The organism is Micromonospora sp. CA-248089, assembly GCF_050948515.1.
Lineage (GTDB): Bacteria > Actinomycetota > Actinomycetes > Mycobacteriales > Micromonosporaceae > Micromonospora.
Genome location: NZ_CP192016.1, coordinates 3,237,358 through 3,253,537 on the forward strand (window position 1 = coordinate 3,237,358; position 16,180 = coordinate 3,253,537).

At 74.8% G+C, this 16,180-nt stretch carries 13 protein-coding genes and 1 pseudogene; 9 read left to right on the forward strand and 5 right to left on the reverse strand.

Annotated elements, in window-relative coordinates:
• Nucleotides 1-2: 2 nt before the first annotated feature.
• Genes ACQP26_RS15380 through ACQP26_RS15400 form a run of 5 tightly spaced genes read left to right on the forward strand, consistent with a single transcriptional unit; the run spans nucleotide 3 to nucleotide 5,602 of the window.
• Complete coding sequence (locus ACQP26_RS15380; protein WP_433496064.1) at nucleotides 3-1,574, forward strand: amidohydrolase; 1,572 nt, start codon at nucleotides 3-5, stop codon at nucleotides 1,572-1,574.
• Nucleotides 1,571-3,130: a lysine 5,6-aminomutase subunit alpha gene (locus tag ACQP26_RS15385; protein WP_281577874.1), complete on the forward strand. Its 1,560-nt coding sequence runs from the start codon at nucleotides 1,571-1,573 to the stop codon at nucleotides 3,128-3,130. Before ACQP26_RS15380 ends, ACQP26_RS15385 begins: the two co-directional genes overlap by 4 nt.
• 47 nt (nucleotides 3,131-3,177) lie before the next feature.
• Nucleotides 3,178-3,879, forward strand: a complete 702-nt coding sequence (locus tag ACQP26_RS15390; protein ID WP_433496146.1) for an OAM dimerization domain-containing protein — start codon at nucleotides 3,178-3,180, stop codon at nucleotides 3,877-3,879.
• Nucleotides 3,879-4,271, forward strand: coding sequence for a hotdog domain-containing protein (locus tag ACQP26_RS15395; RefSeq protein WP_281577873.1), 393 nt, complete (start codon nucleotides 3,879-3,881; stop codon nucleotides 4,269-4,271). The genes ACQP26_RS15390 and ACQP26_RS15395 overlap by 1 nt, the downstream gene beginning before the upstream one ends.
• Nucleotides 4,268-5,602 (forward strand): glutamate mutase L, encoded by a 1,335-nt coding sequence (locus ACQP26_RS15400; RefSeq protein ID WP_433493170.1) that lies wholly within the window; start codon nucleotides 4,268-4,270, stop codon nucleotides 5,600-5,602. Before ACQP26_RS15395 ends, ACQP26_RS15400 begins: the two co-directional genes overlap by 4 nt.
• 427 nt (nucleotides 5,603-6,029) lie before the next feature.
• Here ACQP26_RS15400 and ACQP26_RS15405 read toward each other — a convergent pair whose 3' ends face one another.
• The 4 genes and pseudogenes from ACQP26_RS15405 to ACQP26_RS15420 all read right to left on the reverse strand — a co-directional run.
• Nucleotides 6,030-6,812, reverse strand: coding sequence for an ABC transporter permease (locus ACQP26_RS15405; RefSeq protein ID WP_269706224.1), 783 nt, complete (start codon nucleotides 6,810-6,812; stop codon nucleotides 6,030-6,032).
• On the reverse strand, nucleotides 6,809-7,783 hold the full coding sequence (locus ACQP26_RS15410) for an ATP-binding cassette domain-containing protein (protein ID WP_281577870.1): 975 nt from the start codon (nucleotides 7,781-7,783) through the stop codon (nucleotides 6,809-6,811). Before ACQP26_RS15410 ends, ACQP26_RS15405 begins: the two co-directional genes overlap by 4 nt.
• 67 nt (nucleotides 7,784-7,850) lie before the next feature.
• Complete coding sequence (locus ACQP26_RS15415; protein WP_433496147.1) at nucleotides 7,851-9,395, reverse strand: ATP-binding protein; 1,545 nt, start codon at nucleotides 9,393-9,395, stop codon at nucleotides 7,851-7,853.
• A 522-nt stretch (nucleotides 9,396-9,917) separates the two neighbouring features.
• Nucleotides 9,918-10,960: pseudogene (locus ACQP26_RS15420) on the reverse strand (BTAD domain-containing putative transcriptional regulator); the annotation flags it as partial.
• A 110-nt stretch (nucleotides 10,961-11,070) separates the two neighbouring features.
• On the opposite strand from ACQP26_RS15420, the gene lnt reads away from it, so the two are divergent.
• The 3 genes from lnt to ACQP26_RS15435 are packed head-to-tail and all read left to right on the forward strand — an operon-like array spanning nucleotide 11,071 to nucleotide 14,064.
• On the forward strand, nucleotides 11,071-12,675 hold the full coding sequence (gene lnt, locus ACQP26_RS15425) for an apolipoprotein N-acyltransferase (RefSeq protein ID WP_433493171.1): 1,605 nt from the start codon (nucleotides 11,071-11,073) through the stop codon (nucleotides 12,673-12,675).
• A gap of 22 nt (nucleotides 12,676-12,697) precedes the next feature.
• Nucleotides 12,698-13,489: a polyprenol monophosphomannose synthase gene (locus ACQP26_RS15430; protein ID WP_433493172.1), complete on the forward strand. Its 792-nt coding sequence runs from the start codon at nucleotides 12,698-12,700 to the stop codon at nucleotides 13,487-13,489.
• Nucleotides 13,490-13,542: 53 nt separating this feature from the next.
• The gene (locus tag ACQP26_RS15435) at nucleotides 13,543-14,064 is read left to right on the forward strand and encodes an FxsA family protein (protein ID WP_281577868.1); all 522 of its coding nucleotides are present in this window, start codon (nucleotides 13,543-13,545) and stop codon (nucleotides 14,062-14,064) included.
• Between the two features lie 65 nt (nucleotides 14,065-14,129).
• On the opposite strand, the gene ACQP26_RS15440 is transcribed toward ACQP26_RS15435, so the two are convergent.
• Nucleotides 14,130-14,471: an RNA polymerase-binding protein RbpA gene (locus tag ACQP26_RS15440; RefSeq protein ID WP_007070998.1), complete on the reverse strand. Its 342-nt coding sequence runs from the start codon at nucleotides 14,469-14,471 to the stop codon at nucleotides 14,130-14,132.
• Between the two features lie 225 nt (nucleotides 14,472-14,696).
• Between ACQP26_RS15440 and ACQP26_RS15445 the strand changes: the two genes are divergently transcribed.
• Nucleotides 14,697-16,178, forward strand: coding sequence for a peptide MFS transporter (locus tag ACQP26_RS15445; protein WP_269706212.1), 1,482 nt, complete (start codon nucleotides 14,697-14,699; stop codon nucleotides 16,176-16,178).
• Nucleotides 16,179-16,180 lie beyond the last annotated feature (2 nt).

The following is a 16,180-nucleotide window of genomic DNA, read 5'->3' on the forward strand; positions in this document are numbered from 1 at the left end:
CCATGACGAACCCCTCGACGCTGTATCGCGGCGGAGTGCTGCACTGCCCGGCCGACCCGAGCGCGACGGCGCTGCTGGTGCGGGACGGGCGGATCGCCTGGTTGGGCACGGACGCGGAGGCGCCGCGGGCGGACCGGGTGGTGGAGCTGGGCGGTGCGCTGGTGACGCCGGCGTTCGTGGACGCGCACGTGCACGCGACCGACACCGGGTTGGCGTTGTCGGGGCTGGATCTGTCGGCGGTGCGGTCGGCGGGTGGGCTGCTGGAGGCGGTGTCGGCGTTCGCGGCGGGCCTGCCGGGTGACGCGGTGGTGCTGGGGCACGGCTGGGACGAGTCGGGCTGGGCGGACGCGACGTTGCCGGACGCCGCGGCGCTGGACCGGGCGGCCGGTGGGCGGCGGGTGTATCTGTCGCAGGCGTCGATCCATTCGGCGCTGGTGTCGGCGGCGTTGCTGGCGGCGTGCCCGGAGGTGGTGTCGGCGGCCGGGTACGAGGCGTCGGGGTGGCTGCGGCGCGACGCGCATCATGTGGTGCGGGCGGCGGCGTTCGGCTCGGTGACGCGGGCGCAGCGGGTGGCGGCGCAGCGGCGGGCCCTGGAGCACGCGGCGTCGCTGGGTGTCGCGGCGGTGCACGAGTGCGGTGGTCCGGACATCTCCGACGAGGAGGACTTCACCGGGCTGCTGGCGATCTCGGGGGCCGGGGTGCCGGAGGTGTACGGGTACTGGGGTGAGCTGCTGGGTGCGGCGAAGGCCCGGGAGCTGGGTGCGGTGGGCGCGGGTGGTGACCTGTTCGCCGACGGGGCGCTGGGGTCGCGGACGGCGCACGTGTCGGCGGCGTACCTGGACGGTGAGGCGGGGGCGTGCGGGCACGGCTACGTGTCGGCGGAGCAGGTCCGTGATCATCTGCTGGACTGTGCGACGCACGGGTTGCAGGGCGGGTTCCACGCGATCGGGGACGCGGCGATCGGGACGGTGCTCGCGGGGTTCGCGCTGGCGGCCCGGTCGGTGGGCGTGGACCGGTTGCGGGCGGCCCGGCACCGGGTGGAGCACGCGGAGATCATGAGCAAGGCGCTGATCGCCGGGTTCGTGGAGTACGGGATCGTGGCGTCGATGCAGCCGGCGTTCGACAGGTTGTGGGGCGGCGCGGGCCGGATGTACGAGTCGCGGCTGGGGTTGGCGCGGTCGTTGGAGTCGAATCCGATGGGTGCGATGCACGGGGTCGGTGTGGCGTTGGCGTTCGGGTCGGATTCGCCGGTGACGCCGCTGGATCCGTGGGGGTCGGTGCGGGCGGCGGCGGCGCATCACAACCCGGCGCAGCGGATGAGTGTGCGGGCGGCGTTCGCGGCGCACACGCGCGGCGGGTGGCGGGCGGTGCACCTGGACAACGAGGGTGTGCTGGCGTTGGGCGCGCCGGCGACGTTCGCGGTGTGGGACACCCCGGCGGGCGTGGAGCGAGGGCTGCCGGTGGTGCTGGCCGAGGATCCGGAGTTGCGGGGCGCGGACGATCCGACGCCGCTGCCGGTGTGCCGGGCCACTGTGTTGCGCGGTGACGTGATCTATCAGGAAGGGTCTTCGTGACAGGGAAGCTTGGGCTGGATCCGGCGCTGGTGGCGCGGGCGCGGGAGTTGGCGCGCCGGGCCGGGCAGCCGGTGGTGGATCTGGCGCGCAGCCACACCACGGTGTCGGTGGAGCGGGCGGTGCTGCGGCTGGCCGGGGTGACCGGCGCGGACCCGGACGGCATCCCGTGGGTGAACCGCCTCGTGGACGCGGTGGTCGCGGACGTGGGGCTGGGGCACGGGGTGGCGGCGCCGGTGTTCGACGCGCTGGCCCGTGAGGGCATCACGGATGTGACGTTGCTGGCGCAGAAGGCGGCGGCCGGGTCGGTGCGGTTCGCGCAGCCGTCGGGGAAGGCGGCTACGGCGGCGCGGCGGGCGTCGCGCAAGGCGGTCGCGGCGGGGATCCGCAGCATCGATCGGCGGCGCGCGGAGCGGGACCGCCTGGTGAAGCGGTTCGGGGATCCGGCGCGGCGGCCGTGGATCTACCTGATCGTGGCGACGGGTGACATCTACGAGGACATTCCGCAGGCGCAGGCGGCGGCGCGGGCCGGCGCGGACGTGATCGCGGTGATCCGGTCGACGGGGCAGTCGCTGCTGGACTACGTGCCGGAGGGGGCGACCCGGGAGGGGTTCGCCGGGACGTACGCGACGCAGGAGAACTTCCGGCTGATGCGGGCGGCGCTGGACGAGACGTCGCGGGAGCTGGGCCGGTACGTACGGCTGACGAACTACGCGTCGGGTCTGTGCATGCCGGAGATGGCGACGCTGGCCGGGCTGGAGCGTCTGGACATGATGCTCAACGACTCGATGTACGGGATTCTGTTCCGCGACATCAACCCGATCCGCACGTTCGTGGACCAGCGGTTCTCGCGGCAGGTGCACGCGCGGGCGGGGATCATCATCAACACCGGTGAGGACAACTACCTGACCACCGCTGACGCGGTGGACGAGGCGCACACGGTGACGGTGTCGCAGTTGCTGAACGAGTTCTTCGCGCACGAGGCGGGGCTGGCGGACTGGCAGCTGGGGCTGGGGCACGCGTTCGAGATCAACCCGGATGTGCCGGAGTCGTTCCGGTTGGAGCTGGCGCACGCGCTGCTGGCGCGGGAGTTGTTCCCTGACGCGCCGTTGAAGTGGATGCCGCCGACGAAGCACATGACCGGCGACGTGTTCCGGGGCAACCTGCTGGACGGGTTCTTCAACCTGGTGGGCACGATGACCGGGCAGGGGATTCTGCTGGTGGGGATGATGACCGAGGCGGTGGTGACGCCGTGGTTGTCGGACCGGGACATCGCCCTGCAGAACGTGCGGTACGTGCTGGGCGCGGCGGGCGGCCTGCACGAGGACTTCGTGCCGGCGCCGGGCGGGTTCATCCAGGCGCGGGCGCACCGGGTGCTCGGTGAGGCGGTGGACCTGCTGGAGCGCATCGGGGACCAGTCGTTGCTGACGGCGATCGCCGAGGGCACGTTCGGAATCATGAAGCGGCCGGCGGACCGCGGGAAGGGCCTGTCCGGGGTGGCGCGGCACGAGGCGGACTACTACAACCCGGCCACCGAGATCCTGGAGCAGACCCCGTGAGCGAGAAGACGATTGTGCGGCCGTACGGGGACACCACCGGTGACGGCATGGTGCAGGTGTCGTTCACGTTGCCGGTGCCGCACGACAAGCGGGCCGAGGGCGCGGCGGTGCAGCTGGCAAACAAGATGGGCATGGACCCGGCGATGCTGGTGCACGCCAAGCCGATCGGTGACGGGTTCACGTTCTTCGTGGTGTACGGGCGGGTGAACCACCTGGTGGACCTGGCGAAGGTGCAGGTGGTGGAGCGTGACTATCCGCTGCTGTCGGCCAAGGAGGTCAACGCGGTGGTGAAGCGGCAGTTGCGTCGCAAGCTGTCGGTGGTGGGCGCCTGCATTGGCACCGACGCGCACACCGTCGGCATCGACGCGATCCTCAACGTCAAGGGCATCGCCGGCGAGAAGGGCCTGGAGTACTACCGGGAGCTGAAGGTCACGAACCTGGGTGCGCAGGTGAGCGTGCCGGAGCTGGTCGAGGCGGCCCGGCGGGAGCGCGCCGACGCGGTGCTGGTGTCGCAGGTGGTGACGCAGCGCGACGCGCACCTGCACAACACGCGGGAGATGTCGGCGGCGTTCCGGGAGGCGATGCCGGCCGGGCGCCGGCCGCTGCTGATCGTCGGCGGGCCGCGGTTCGACGAGACGATGACCGGCGAGCTGGGCGTGGACCGGATCTTCGGCCGTGGCACCACCCCGGGTGAGGTCGCCAGTTACCTCGTGCATGCCCTGATCACCTCCAGGAAGGCGAACACCTGATGAGCGATCCGCGTGTCGGTCTCACCGTCACCCACCGCCGGTACGTGCCGTACTCCCACGCCCACTACGCGGGCAACCTGGTCGACGGGGCGTACGCGCTGGGGTTGTTCGGTGACGTGGCGACCGAGGTGTGCATCCGCACCGACGGCGACGAGGGGTTGTTCGCCTCGTACTCCGACGTGCAGTTCCGGGCGCCGATGAAGGCCGGTGACGTGCTGGAGGTGACGGCGACGGTGACCCGGGTGGGCACCCGCAGCCGCACCGTCGACTTCGCCGCGACGGTGGTGTGCCGGGGCCGCCCGGACAAGGGCGAGTCAGCCGCCGAGGTGCTCGACGAGCCCATCGTGGCGGTCACCGCGACCGGCACGGTGGTCGTGCCACAACGGCCGTGAGCGTCGTCGTCTGCGCGGACGTCGGGTCGACGTACACCAAGGCCGCGGTGGTGGACCTCGACGGCGGCCGGCTGGTCGCGGCGGCGTCGGCGCCCACCACCGTGGGCACGGATGTGCTGCACGGCCTGGACGCCGCGGTCGGCGCGGCCACCGCGTCGGCCGGGGTCGCTGAGGTGCCCTGGTACGTGTGTTCGTCGGCCGGGGGTGGGCTGCGCCTCGCGGTGGTGGGTTACGAGCCGCTCGTGACCGCTCAGGCGGGCCGGCGGGTCGGTCTGTCGGCGGGCGCGAACGTGGTGCACGTGGCCGCCGGGCGGCTCGCCGGGGCGGACGTGGCGGCGTTGCGGGCGGCCCGCCCGGACGTGGTGCTGCTCGTGGGTGGCACCGACTGCGGGGACGCCGACACGGTGACGCACAACGCGACGCGGCTGGCGAAGGCGCGCTTCCGGGTGCCGGTGGTCCTCGCCGGCAACGCCGACGTGCGCGACGACCTGCACGCGCTGCTGGCTGGTGCGGGGGTGCCGGTGACGGTGGCGGACAACGTGCTGCCCCGCATCGGGGTGCTGGAGCCGGCGTCGGCGCGGGCGGCGATCCGCGAGGTGTTCCTGCGGCACGTCATCGGCGGCAAGAAGCTGTCCCGGGGTACCCGGTTCGCGCGGCTGGTTCGCGCGGCCACCCCGGACGCGGTGCTCACCGGCGTGGAGGTCCTCGCCGGCACGCTCGGCGGTGACCTGGCAGTGGTGGACGTCGGTGGGGCCACCACTGACGTGTACTCGGTGCTCACCCCGGACGAGCGGGACAGCGGCCCCAGCCAGGAGGTCGCGGGGACGCTGTGGCGGGCCCGCACCGTCGAGGGCGACCTGGGCATGCGGTGGAGCGCGCCCGGTGTGGTGCGCGCCGCGGCCGAGGAGCGGCTGCTCGACCCGGCCGGGGAGGCGGAGTTGACGGCCGCGGCGGCGGTGCGGGCCGCCGACCCGGGGTTCCTGCCCGCCGGTGACGGCGAGCGGGCCGTGGACCGGCGCATCGCGGCGCTGGCCGCGACGGTGGCGTTGCGGCGGCACGCCCGGGGTGCGGCGACGGGGGAGCGGGCCGGGCGGGACCTGCGGGAGGTAAAGCTGCTCGTCGGTTCCGGCGGGGTGCTGCGGCACGCCGACCCGGGTGACGCGGCGGCGGTGCTCGACGCGGTGCTCACCGACCACGCCGGCGGGTGGGCGTTGCCGCGGGCGGCCCGGCCGGTCGTCGACGTGGACTACGTGCTGGCCGCCGCGGGGCTGCTCGCCGCCGACCATCCGGGTGCGGCGGCGGCGATGCTGCGGCACCACCTCGGTGCCTGACGCACGCCGGGAACAGGGCGCGGAAATCGAGACGCGCCGACGCGACACGCCGTGTCGCAACACACGACAGGCCCGGGTGGGTTGACAGCGGCGGGGGTCTACGCCGTACCGTCTTTGAGTCCTACCACGGGAAGCGGCTGTTGTTCGCTTCGTCCCTTCGTCCGCTGGCCGAGCGACCGGAAGGTTGCGGCGGCCAGGTCCAGCGGGCGGGGGTCGGCGGGGCGGCGCGAACCGGCCGCGGTTACCGGTGTACGGGCAGGGTGAGAGGCACGGCCAGTAGACAACGGCCAGGCGGGGGCAGCCAGTCCACGTCGGGTCGGTCCGAAGGTCGGCGCCGATCGTCTTCGCCCCACCGGCCGGGAAGGGCCTGGGAGCATCGGGGCGCGGCTTCGGCCGCGCCCCGATTTCATCCCCCCGGATACCCCGGTCAGCGGCCGAGCCGCCGGTAGCGGCGCACCGCCGCCGGGGCGGCGAGCGCGATCAGCGCCAGCGGCCAGGCGATCGCCAGTTCCAGTGCGTGCCGGGCGGGCCACGAGTCACCGCCCAGACCCGGGTTGCCGAACAGGTCCCGGGCCGCCGCCACGGTCGCCGACAGCGGATTCCAGGCGGCGATCGCGCCCAGCCAGTCCGGCATCAGCTCCGGCGCCACGAACACGTTGGACAGGGCGGTCAGCGGGAACGCCAGCGGGAACACCACCACCGCGACCGTGTCCGGGTTCGGCACGAGCAGCCCGAACAGGATGCCCAGCCAGGTCATCGCGACGCGCAGCAGCAGGATCAGCGCCACCGCCGCCAGGGCCGGGCCGACGCCCTCGCGCCACTGCCAGCCCACCAGCAGCCCGCACACCACCAGCGTGGTCATCTCCAGGCAGGCCCGTACGAGGTCGGCGCTCGCCCGGCCGGACAGCAACGCCGAACGGGCCATCGGCAGCGACCGGAACCGGTCCACCACGCCCCGGCCGGCGTCCACCGCCACCGCCGACGCGGTCGCGCCGAGGCCGTAGAGCATCGTCATGACGAACACCCCGGGCAGCAGGAACTCCCGGTAGCTGCCCTGGCCCGGCACGGTCATGCCGCTGCCGAACACGTAGCCGAACACCAGCACGAACATGATCGGCAGGGTGAAGTAGAGGATGATCTCCTCCGGGGCGCGCACGACGTGCCGCATGTTCCGCCCGGCCATCAGCCACCCGTCGGTCAGCGCCCTCACGACGCCACCCCCACCCGCTGCGCGTCGGCGTGGGCGCCGGTGAGCCGCAGGAACGCCTCGTCCAGCGTCGGCCGGCGCACCAGCACGTCCTCCACCGCGATTCCGGCGTCGTCGAGGGCCCGCAGCACGGCGGTGAGCACGGCGATCCGGTCCGCCACGGGCGCGTCGACGCGCCGCAGTTCGGCGTCCACCGTCGCGGTCGCGCCGGTGGCGCGTTGCACCACCGCCGTGGCCGTGGGCAGGTCCGCCGCGTCGCGGACCACCAGTTCCAGCCGGTCGGCGCCGATGCGGGCCTTCAGCCGCTCCGGGGTGCCCTCGGCGACGACCCGGCCGGCGTCGATGACGCACACCCGGTCGGCGAGGTGGTCGGCCTCCTGCAGGTACTGGGTGGTGAGCAGCACGGTGGTGCCGTCGGCGACGAGTTCCCGCACCGCCGTCCACAGGCCGTTGCGGCTGCGCGGGTCCAGGCCGGTGGTCGGCTCGTCGAGGAACAGCACCCGCGGCGGCACCACCAGGCTGGCCGCGAGGTCCAGTCGGCGGCGCATCCCACCGGAGTAGCCGCCCGCCGACCGGTCGGCGGCCTCGGTCAGCCCGAACCGGTCCAGCAGTTCCTCGGCGCGGAGGCGGGCCCGGCGCGCGGACAGCCGGCGCAGCCGCCCGAACAGCACCAGGTTCTGCCGGCCGCTGAGCACCTCGTCGACCGCCGCGTACTGGCCGGTCAGGCTGATCGCCTCACGAACCCGGTCCGGGGCGGCGGCGACGTCGTGCCCGGCCACCCGGGCCCGGCCGGCGTCGAAACGCAGCAGCGTGGTGAGGATCCGCACCGCTGTGGTCTTGCCCGCCCCGTTGGGGCCCAGCACCCCGTAGACGGTGCCGGCCGGCACGGCCAGGTCGAAGCCGTCCAGGGCGGTGGTGCGTCCGTACGTTTTTCGTATCCCGTCGGCCAGCACGGCCGTCGCGTCGTCGGTCATGGTGTCAGCGTCACCGGCGCCGCTGACCGGGCGCGTACCGCGCGCGCACCGGGCGGCGCCGCGCCGGTCAGCGCCCGTCGACCAGCGCCAGCGCCCGCTGCCGGGGCAGGCCCGCGCCTCGGGCGTACGCGGTGGCGAACGCCGCCTCGCCCAGGTGTTCCCGCAGCGTGACGGCGGTCGGCGTGCCGGCCGGGGCGTCGGCGGCGCCGGTGCCTGCGAGCAGCGCCGCCGCCGCGCCCAGCAGCCGGGCCGCCGACTCGGGGTCGCCGGCGCGCAGCAGCGGCCCGGCCAGCCCGTCGGCTGCCGCGGCCACCACCGGCACGTCCCACACGCCGACGCCGGCGGTGAGGACCTGCCGGTAGTAGGCGCGGGCCGCAGCCGGGTCGCCGGTGGTGTCGGCGAGCTGCCCGAGCGTCACCAGCGCCGCGAGCCGCACCACATCGGCGCCGAACCAGCCCGACGGGCACTGCGCGACGGCCCGTTCGCACAACGTCCGCGCGCGCTGCGGGTCGCCGTCGCGGCGGGCGATCTCGCCGAGGCCCAGATCCGCGGCGGCCACCAGTTCCGGCGCGCCGGCCGGCCCGGCGATGCGCCGCACCCGCCGGTAGTCCTCCGCCGCGCCGGTCAGGTCACCGGCGACCAGCCGCCCGTCGGCGCGGGTCCGCAGCAGTTCCGCCAGGTCCAGGGTGGAGCCGAGCTGCTCGGCCAGCTCCAGGGCCTCCGCCATCGGCGCGGCCGCCGATGCGACGTCACCGGTGCGGTAGGCGGCCTCGGCGCGGGTGGACAGCGTCACGATCATCCCCCAGCGGTCGTCGAGGGCCCGGAAACCGGCCAGCGCGGCGTCCAGCTCGGTGCGGGCCTGCTCGTGCCGGCCGTGCAGCAGACCGACCATCGCGGTGCCCAGCCGGCCCAGCGCCCTGCTCCACGGATCGGTGCCGAGCAGCCGGTCCCGGACGGCCTGCTCGTGCAGCGCCGCCGCGTCCTGCGGCGACGGGGGACCGCTGGCCATGCCGGACAGGTACAGCAGGAACGGATGCCGGGGCGGCCGGGCCATGGTCCACAGGATCCGCGACGCGGTGTCGACCTCGCTGCGCTCGCCGCCACCGGCGAGCGTGGCGACCAGCAGGCCCAGCGCGTACTCCTCGGCGAGGCCGTCGGGCGGGCCGTCGAGCCGGTCGACCAGCCGCCGGGCCAGCGCCGCGCCCTCCCCGCGCAGGCCCCGCAGCCACCAGTAGAACGCCAGCGCCGCGACCAGCCGCAACCCGGTGGCGGTGTCGGTGTGCCGCAGCGCCGCGTGCAGGTCGTCGCGGGCGGCGTCGAGGCGGCGCAGCCACCGGTCCTGGCCGCCGCCGCGCAGGCCCGCGTCGCCGGCCAGCGCCAGATCCAGGAAGTACGCGGCGTGCGCGGCCCGCACCCGCCCGGTCTCGCCGCCCTCGGCCAGCCGGGCCGCCGCGAACTCGCGGATCGTCTCCAGCATCCGGTAGCGCCCGCCGGTGGCCTCCACCAGCGACTTGTCCACCAGGCCGGTCAGCACGTCGAGTACGTCACCGGCGTCCGGCGCGCACACCGCCTGCACCGCGGCCAGGTCGGCCGCGCCGGCGAACACGCTCATCCGGGCGGCCAGCCGCCGCTCCGGGGCGTCGAGCAGGTCCCAGCTCCACCCCACGACCGCCTCCAGCGTGCGGTGCCGGGGCGCAGCGGTGCGGTCGCCGCGGCGCAACAGCCGGAACCGGTCGTCCAGGCGCGCCGCGACCTGCGTCACCGGCAGGGCGCGCAGCCGCGCCGCGGCTAGCTCCAGGGCCAGCGGCAGCCCGTCGAGGGTACGGCAGATCCGCAGCACCGCCGGGGTGGTGCCGGCGTCGAGGGTGAACCCGGGCGACACGTCGGCGGCCCGGTCGGTGAACAGCCGCACCGCCGGGTACGCGGCGGCTGCCCGCGGTGCGGCCGGCCCGTCCGGGGCGGGCAGCCCACCGACCGGGCACAGGGCCTCGCCGGTGAGGCCCAGCGGTTCCCGGCTGGTGGCGAGCACCCGCAGCCCGGGCGCGGCGGCGAGCAGCCGGCCGGTCAGCCGGGCCGCGTCGTCGATGACGTGCTCGCAGTTGTCCAGCACCAGCAGCAGCCGCCGGTCGGCCAGCGCGGCGACCAGCCGGTCGGTGAGGTCGGCCGGGCCGCCGGGGGTGCGCAGGCCCGCGTCGCGCAGGTCCAGCGCGGCCAGCACGGCGGGCGCGACCGGTGCGCCGGGCGCCACGGCCGCCAGCTCCACCAGGCACACCGGCCCGTCGTGGCCGGACGCGACGGTGGTGGCCAGCCGGGTCTTGCCGGCGCCGCCCGGGCCGTGCAGGGTGACCAGCCGTGCCGTACCGAGCAGCTCGTGCACGCGCCGCAGCTCCGGTTCCCGGCCGACGAAACTGGTGAGCGGGCTGGGCAGCCGGGCGGGCGGGGCCGCGTCGTCGCGCAGCAGCGCCGTGTGCAGGGCGGCCAGCTCCGCCGACGGGTCGGTGCCCAGCTCCTCGGCCAGGACCCGGCGGGCGTCGGCGTAGACGGCGAGGGCCTCGGCGCGGCGGCCGGCGCCGTGCAGCGCCCGCATGAGCAGCCCGTGCAGCCGTTCCCGCAGCGGATGCGCCGCCGCGAGGTCCCGCAGCTCGGCGATCAGCGGCGGGCCGGCCGGCGCGAGAGCCAGTTCCGCCTCGACGCGGTCCTCGACCGCGGCCAGGCGCGCCTGACGCAGCCGGGCCACCTCGGCGTCGGCGAACGGCGCGTCCGTCACGTCGGCCAGGGTTCGCCGCGCCACAGCGCGAGCGCGTCGCGCAGCAGCGCCGCCGCCCCGGCCGGGTCACCGGCGGCGAGCGCGGCCCGCCCGGCCGCGGCCAGACCGGTGAACCGGTGCACGTCGACCCGTTGCGGATCGATTGCCAGCCGGTAGCCGGCCGGGCCGAACTCGACGGGCGCGTCGGGCAGCAGCCGGCGCAGCCGCGACACCTGCGACTGCAGCGCGTTCGCGGCCTGCTCGGGCGGCCGGTCGCCGTACACGCCGTCGATGAGACGCCGCGGCGGCACGGTCCGGCCGGCGTCGAGCAGCAGCAGCACCAGCAGCGCGCGCAGCCGCCCACCGGTGACGGGCAGCACGCTGCCGTCGGCCGCGTACGCCTGGGTCGCGCCGAGCACACCGAACCGCATGCGCCCGATTGTCGCCTGCCGGCGCCGTACCGGTGGCACGCCCCACACCGGTTCGGCCGACGGCCGGTACGGGCGGGTAGCCTTCGGCCCGTGATCGTGGGGAGAAGCCGGTGACGACGCTGGACCGGGAACAGCCGCGTGCCACCGACGGGGCACCCGGTGACGGCGGCGCGCGTCCCCTGCCGCTGACGCTCGCCGTGCCGGCCGCCGTGCTGGCCGGGGTGGCGCTGCTGCTGGCGTTCCCGCCGTACGGGATGTGGCCGCTCGCGCCCGTCGGGGTGGCGCTGCTGGCCGCCGCCGTGCACCGGCGGCGGCTGCGCGCCGGCGCCGGGCTGGGCTTCCTGACCGGGCTGGCGCTGTTCGCGCCGCTGCTGGAGTGGACGAACCTGCACACCGGCTACCTGCCGTGGGCGCTGCTGTCGCTGCTGCAGGCCGCGTTCCTGGCGCTGCTGGGCGCCGCCACCGCCTGGGTGTCGCCGCTGGCGGACCGGCACCGGGCGGCGTGGCCGCTGCTCACCGGCGTGCTGTGGGTGGGGCAGGAGGCGCTGCGCGACCGCGCCCCGTTCGGCGGGTTCCCGTGGGGGCGGCTCGCGTTCAGCCAGGACACCTCGCCGCTGCTGAAGCTCGCCGCGCTCGGCGGCGCCCCGCTGGTCACGTTCGCCGTCGCGGTCGCCGGCGGGCTGCTGGTCACCGCCGCGTGGCGGGACTGGCGGCGTACGCCCGGGCAGTGGCGGCCGGTCGCCGGGCTGACCGCCGCGCTGGTGGCGCTGCTGGCCGCCGGCTCGGCCGTGCCGACCGGGGTACGCGGCGCGGGCGACACCGTCACCGTGGCCATCGTGCAGGGCAACGTGCCCCGCCTCGGGCTGGACTTCAACGCGCAGCGGCAGGCGGTGCTGAACAACCACGTCGACGCGACGCTGGAGCTGGCGCGGCGGGTCACCGAAGGCGGGCAGGAACGCCCCGACGTGGTGGTGTGGCCGGAGAACTCCAGCGACATCGACCCGCTGCGCAACCCGGGCGCGGGGGAGCGGATCTCCCAGGCCGCCGACGCGATCGGCGCGCCGATCCTGGTCGGCGCGGTGCTGGTGGGGCCCGGTCAGGGTGAGGTGCGCAACGCGGGGCTGCTGTGGCGCCCGGGCACCGGCCCGGATCTGGACCAGGTGTACACGAAACGGCATCCGGTGCCGTTCGCCGAGTACGTGCCGCTGCGCTCCATCGCCCGCAAGGTCAGCTCCCAGGTCGACCGGGTCCGGTCCGATTTCGTGGCCGGTGACCGTCCCGGCGTGCTGAACACCGGCCCGGCTGTGCTCGGCGACGTGATCTGCTTCGAGGTCGCCTACGACGGCATCGTCCGGGACACCGTCACCGGCGGCGCGCAGCTGCTGGTGGTGCAGACCAACAACGCCACGTTCGACGTGGCCGAGGCCCGCCAGCAGCTGGCCATGGTGCGGTTGCGGGCCGTGGAGCACGGCCGGGCCGCGTTGATGGCCTCCACGGTCGGGGTGTCCGGGTTCGTTTCCCCGGACGGACGGGTAGACGGTGCGACCGGGTTCAACACCGCCGCGGTGGTGGTGCGGCAGATGGAACTCGGCGACGGGCGTACCCCGGCGACCACGGCCGGGGTGTGGCCGGAGGTGGCGCTGACGGCGCTGGCGGTCGCGGCCCTGGCCGGCGCGGCCGTGCTGCGCCGCCGCCGGGAGGCCGCTCCCGGCTGAGCCGACGAGAGGCGGTGCGACGGTGGGCGTGGCAGCCGACAGGCGGACGGTCGACCATCCCGGGGTGGGGCGGGTCCTGGTGGTCATCCCCACCTACAACGAGGCCGACAACGTCGGGCGCATCGTCGCCCGGGTACGCGAGGCGGCGCCGGCGGTGGACGTCCTCGTCGCCGACGACAACAGCCCCGACGGCACCGGCGCGATCGCCGACACGATCGCCGGGAACGACCCGCGGGTGCACGTGCTGCACCGCGAGGGCAAGGAAGGGCTCGGCGCGGCCTACCTGGCCGGTTTCGCCTGGGCGCGTTCCCGCGGCTACGACGCGGTGGTGGAGATGGACGCCGACGGCTCGCACGCCCCGGAGGACCTCCCGGCGCTGCTGCACGCCGCCCGCGACGCCGACGTGGTGATCGGTTCCCGGTGGACGCGCGGCGCGCGGGTGCTGAACTGGCCGTGGCGGCGGCTGCTGCTGTCCCGGGTGGGCAACCTGTACGCGCGGCTGGCGCTGGGCATGCCGGTCAGCGACGCCACCGGCGGCTACCGGGTGTACCGGTCCAGCGCGCTGGACGCGATCGACCTGGACTCGGTGCGGTCCCAGGGGTACGCGTTCCAGGTGGAGCTGTCGCGGCTGGCGCACCGCGCCGGGGTGCGGATCGTGGAGGTGCCGATCACGTTCGCCGAGCGGGAACACGGCGACAGCAAGATGAGCCCGCTGATCGTGGCGGAGGCGCTGTGGCGGGTCACCCGGTGGGGGGTGCGGGACCGTCTGGCGACCGCGCCGTCGCGCCCGGATGCGCTCGCGCGCTGGCCTTGAGCCGGGGCGTGTCATGCTTGAGGGGCGTGATGACCCCGGGCTGATGAGGTGAGATGCGCCGAGGACTGAAGTACGTACCACCGGCCCTGCTGCTGTTGGCGCTGCTGGAGCTGACCGTTTTCGTGCTGGTCGGCCGGGCCGTCGGGTTCGGCGCGGCGGTGCTGCTGGTGTTCGGGGCGTCCCTGCTGGGGCTGGTGCTGCTGCGCCGCGAGGGCATGCGGGCGTGGCGCGGCTTCCGCGCGGCGGCGCAGGCCGGCCGTCCGCCGGGCCCCGAGGTGACAGACGGCCTCGTGGGTCTGCTGGGTGCGCTGCTGCTGGCGCTGCCGGGCCTGGTCAGCGGCGTGGTGGGCCTGCTGTTGCTGGTGCCGCCGCTGCGCCGGCTGGCCGGTGGCGGGGTGCGCCGGGCCACCGAGCGGCGGGTGTCGTCGATGGTCGCCGGTGACCTGTTCGGGCCGCGCCGGGTGCGCGTGTACCGGGGCGCGTCGCAGCCGGCCCCGGAGCCCGCCCCCGCGCCGGCGCCGCAGCCGGTCACCGACCCGGGCAAGGCCATCGAGGGCGAGATCGTCGACCGCTGAGGCGCGGTGTAGACAGCGAAACGCCCCCGGGTGATCCCGGGGGCGTTTCGGCGCGTTACGGACGGTCAGGCACGACCGCGGCGGGTCCGGACCTCCTGGAGCCGCTCGGCGAGGATGTCCTCCAGCTCGGCGATCGAACGCCGCTCCAGCAGCATGTCCCAGTGGGTACGCGGCGGCTTGGCCTTCTTCTGCTCCGGCTCGGTGCCGTCGACCAGGCGGGCGACGCTGCCGTCGAACTTGCACTCCCAGGTCGTCGGGACCTCGGCGTCGACGGCGAACGGCACCTCGAACTGGTGGCCCTTGGCGCAGAGGTACTCGCGGGTCTGGCGCGGCGCGAGCTCCGTGTTGCGGTCGGATTCGTAGCTGACCGCGCCCAGTCGGCTACCGCGCAGCATGCGCTCGCCCATGATCGACTTCCCCTCGTTCGTGGTGCTGGTCTTCACGTGTAACGACCGGTCACCGCTCGCCCATTCCCCGGCCCACGGCGACAGGGCCGTACGCGGGTCGGGAGAGTCAAGGGTAACCGGCCATGACAGCTGCCCGGCGGGGTCGTCCCCGGCCGGGCCGAATCGGTGGAGTGTTTCGCCTGCCAACGGGGATGTTACCCACCTGTTTGCGCGCCGGAGGTGACGATGAGCAGTGACGCGCCGGTCGGAGCCCGACCACCCGCCGGGAAGACCTTCTTCGGTCATCCCCGCGCGCTGTCCACGCTCTTCCTCACCGAGATGTGGGAGCGGTTCAGCTTCTACGGCATGCGGGCGATCCTGGTGCTCTACCTGACCGCCGCGGTCGCCGACGGCGGCCTGGACCTCGGCGAGTCCAGCGCCAACGCCGTGTACGGCACCTACAACGCCATGGTCTACCTGATGGCGCTGCCGGGCGGCTGGGTCGCGGACCGGCTGATCGGCGCGCGGCGCAGTGTGCTGTGGGGCGGCGTGGTGATCGCCGCCGGTCACTACGTGATGGCGATCCCCACCGGGTGGAGCGTGTTCGCCGGCATGGCCCTGATCGTGCTCGGCACCGGCCTGCTCAAGCCGAACATCTCCACCATGGTCGGCGACCTGTACGAGCGGGACTCGCCGCGCCGCGACGCCGGGTTCTCCATCTTCTACATGGGCATCAACCTGGGCGCGTTCATCGCCCCGCTGATCACCGGCTTCCTCGGCGAGAAGATCAACTGGCATCTGGGGTTCGGTGCCGCCGCGGTCGGCATGACCTTCGGCGTCCTGCAGTACGTGCTGGGCCGGCGCAACCTCGGCGACGCGGGCGCCCGCCCGGCGGACCCGCTGCTCGGCGCGGACCGGCGGCGCGCGCTGACCCGCATCGGCGCGGCGAGCGTCGTGGTGCTCGCCGCGCTGCTCGTGCTGCTGGTGGCCGGCTGGTTCACCGTCGACACGGTGGTCAACCTGCTCACCGTGGTGACGGTGCTGGTCACTGTCGGCTACTTCGCGCGGATCCTCACCGACCGGGAGATCAGCGGCACCGAACGCAGCCGGATGAAGGCGTACGTGTGGTTGTTCGTGTTCGCCGCCTCGTTCTGGCTCATCTACGACCAGGCCGGGTCGGTGCTGAACATCTTCGCCGCCGACCAGACCGACCGGTCGGTGGGCGGGTTCACGTTCCCGGCGTCCTGGTTGCAGTCGGTGAACCCGATCCTCATCATCATCGGCGCGCCGCTGGCCGCCGCGCTGTGGCTCAAGCTCGGGCACCGGGTGTCCACGCCCACGAAGTTCGCCGTCGGCCTGGTGCTCAACGGCCTGTCGTTCGTGCTGATGGCCGCAGCCGCGCGGGCCGCCGTCGGCGGCGACCTGGTCTCACCGCTGTGGCTGGTCGCGGTGTACGCCATCCAGGTCGCCGGCGAGCTGTCGCTGAGCCCGGTCGGCCTGTCCGCCACCACGAAACTCGCGCCGGTCAAGTACGCCAGCCAGATGCTGGGCCTGTGGTTCCTCGCCACCGCCGTCGGCGACGCCATCGGCGGTCAGGTGGCCCGGCTGGCCGACAGGTGGTCCCAGCCGGTGTACTTCCTGACCTTCGGGCTGGCCTCGGTGGTGCTGGGCCTGGCCGCGGTGATGTTCACCCGCCAGATCCGGCGCCTGATGGCCGGCATCCACTGACC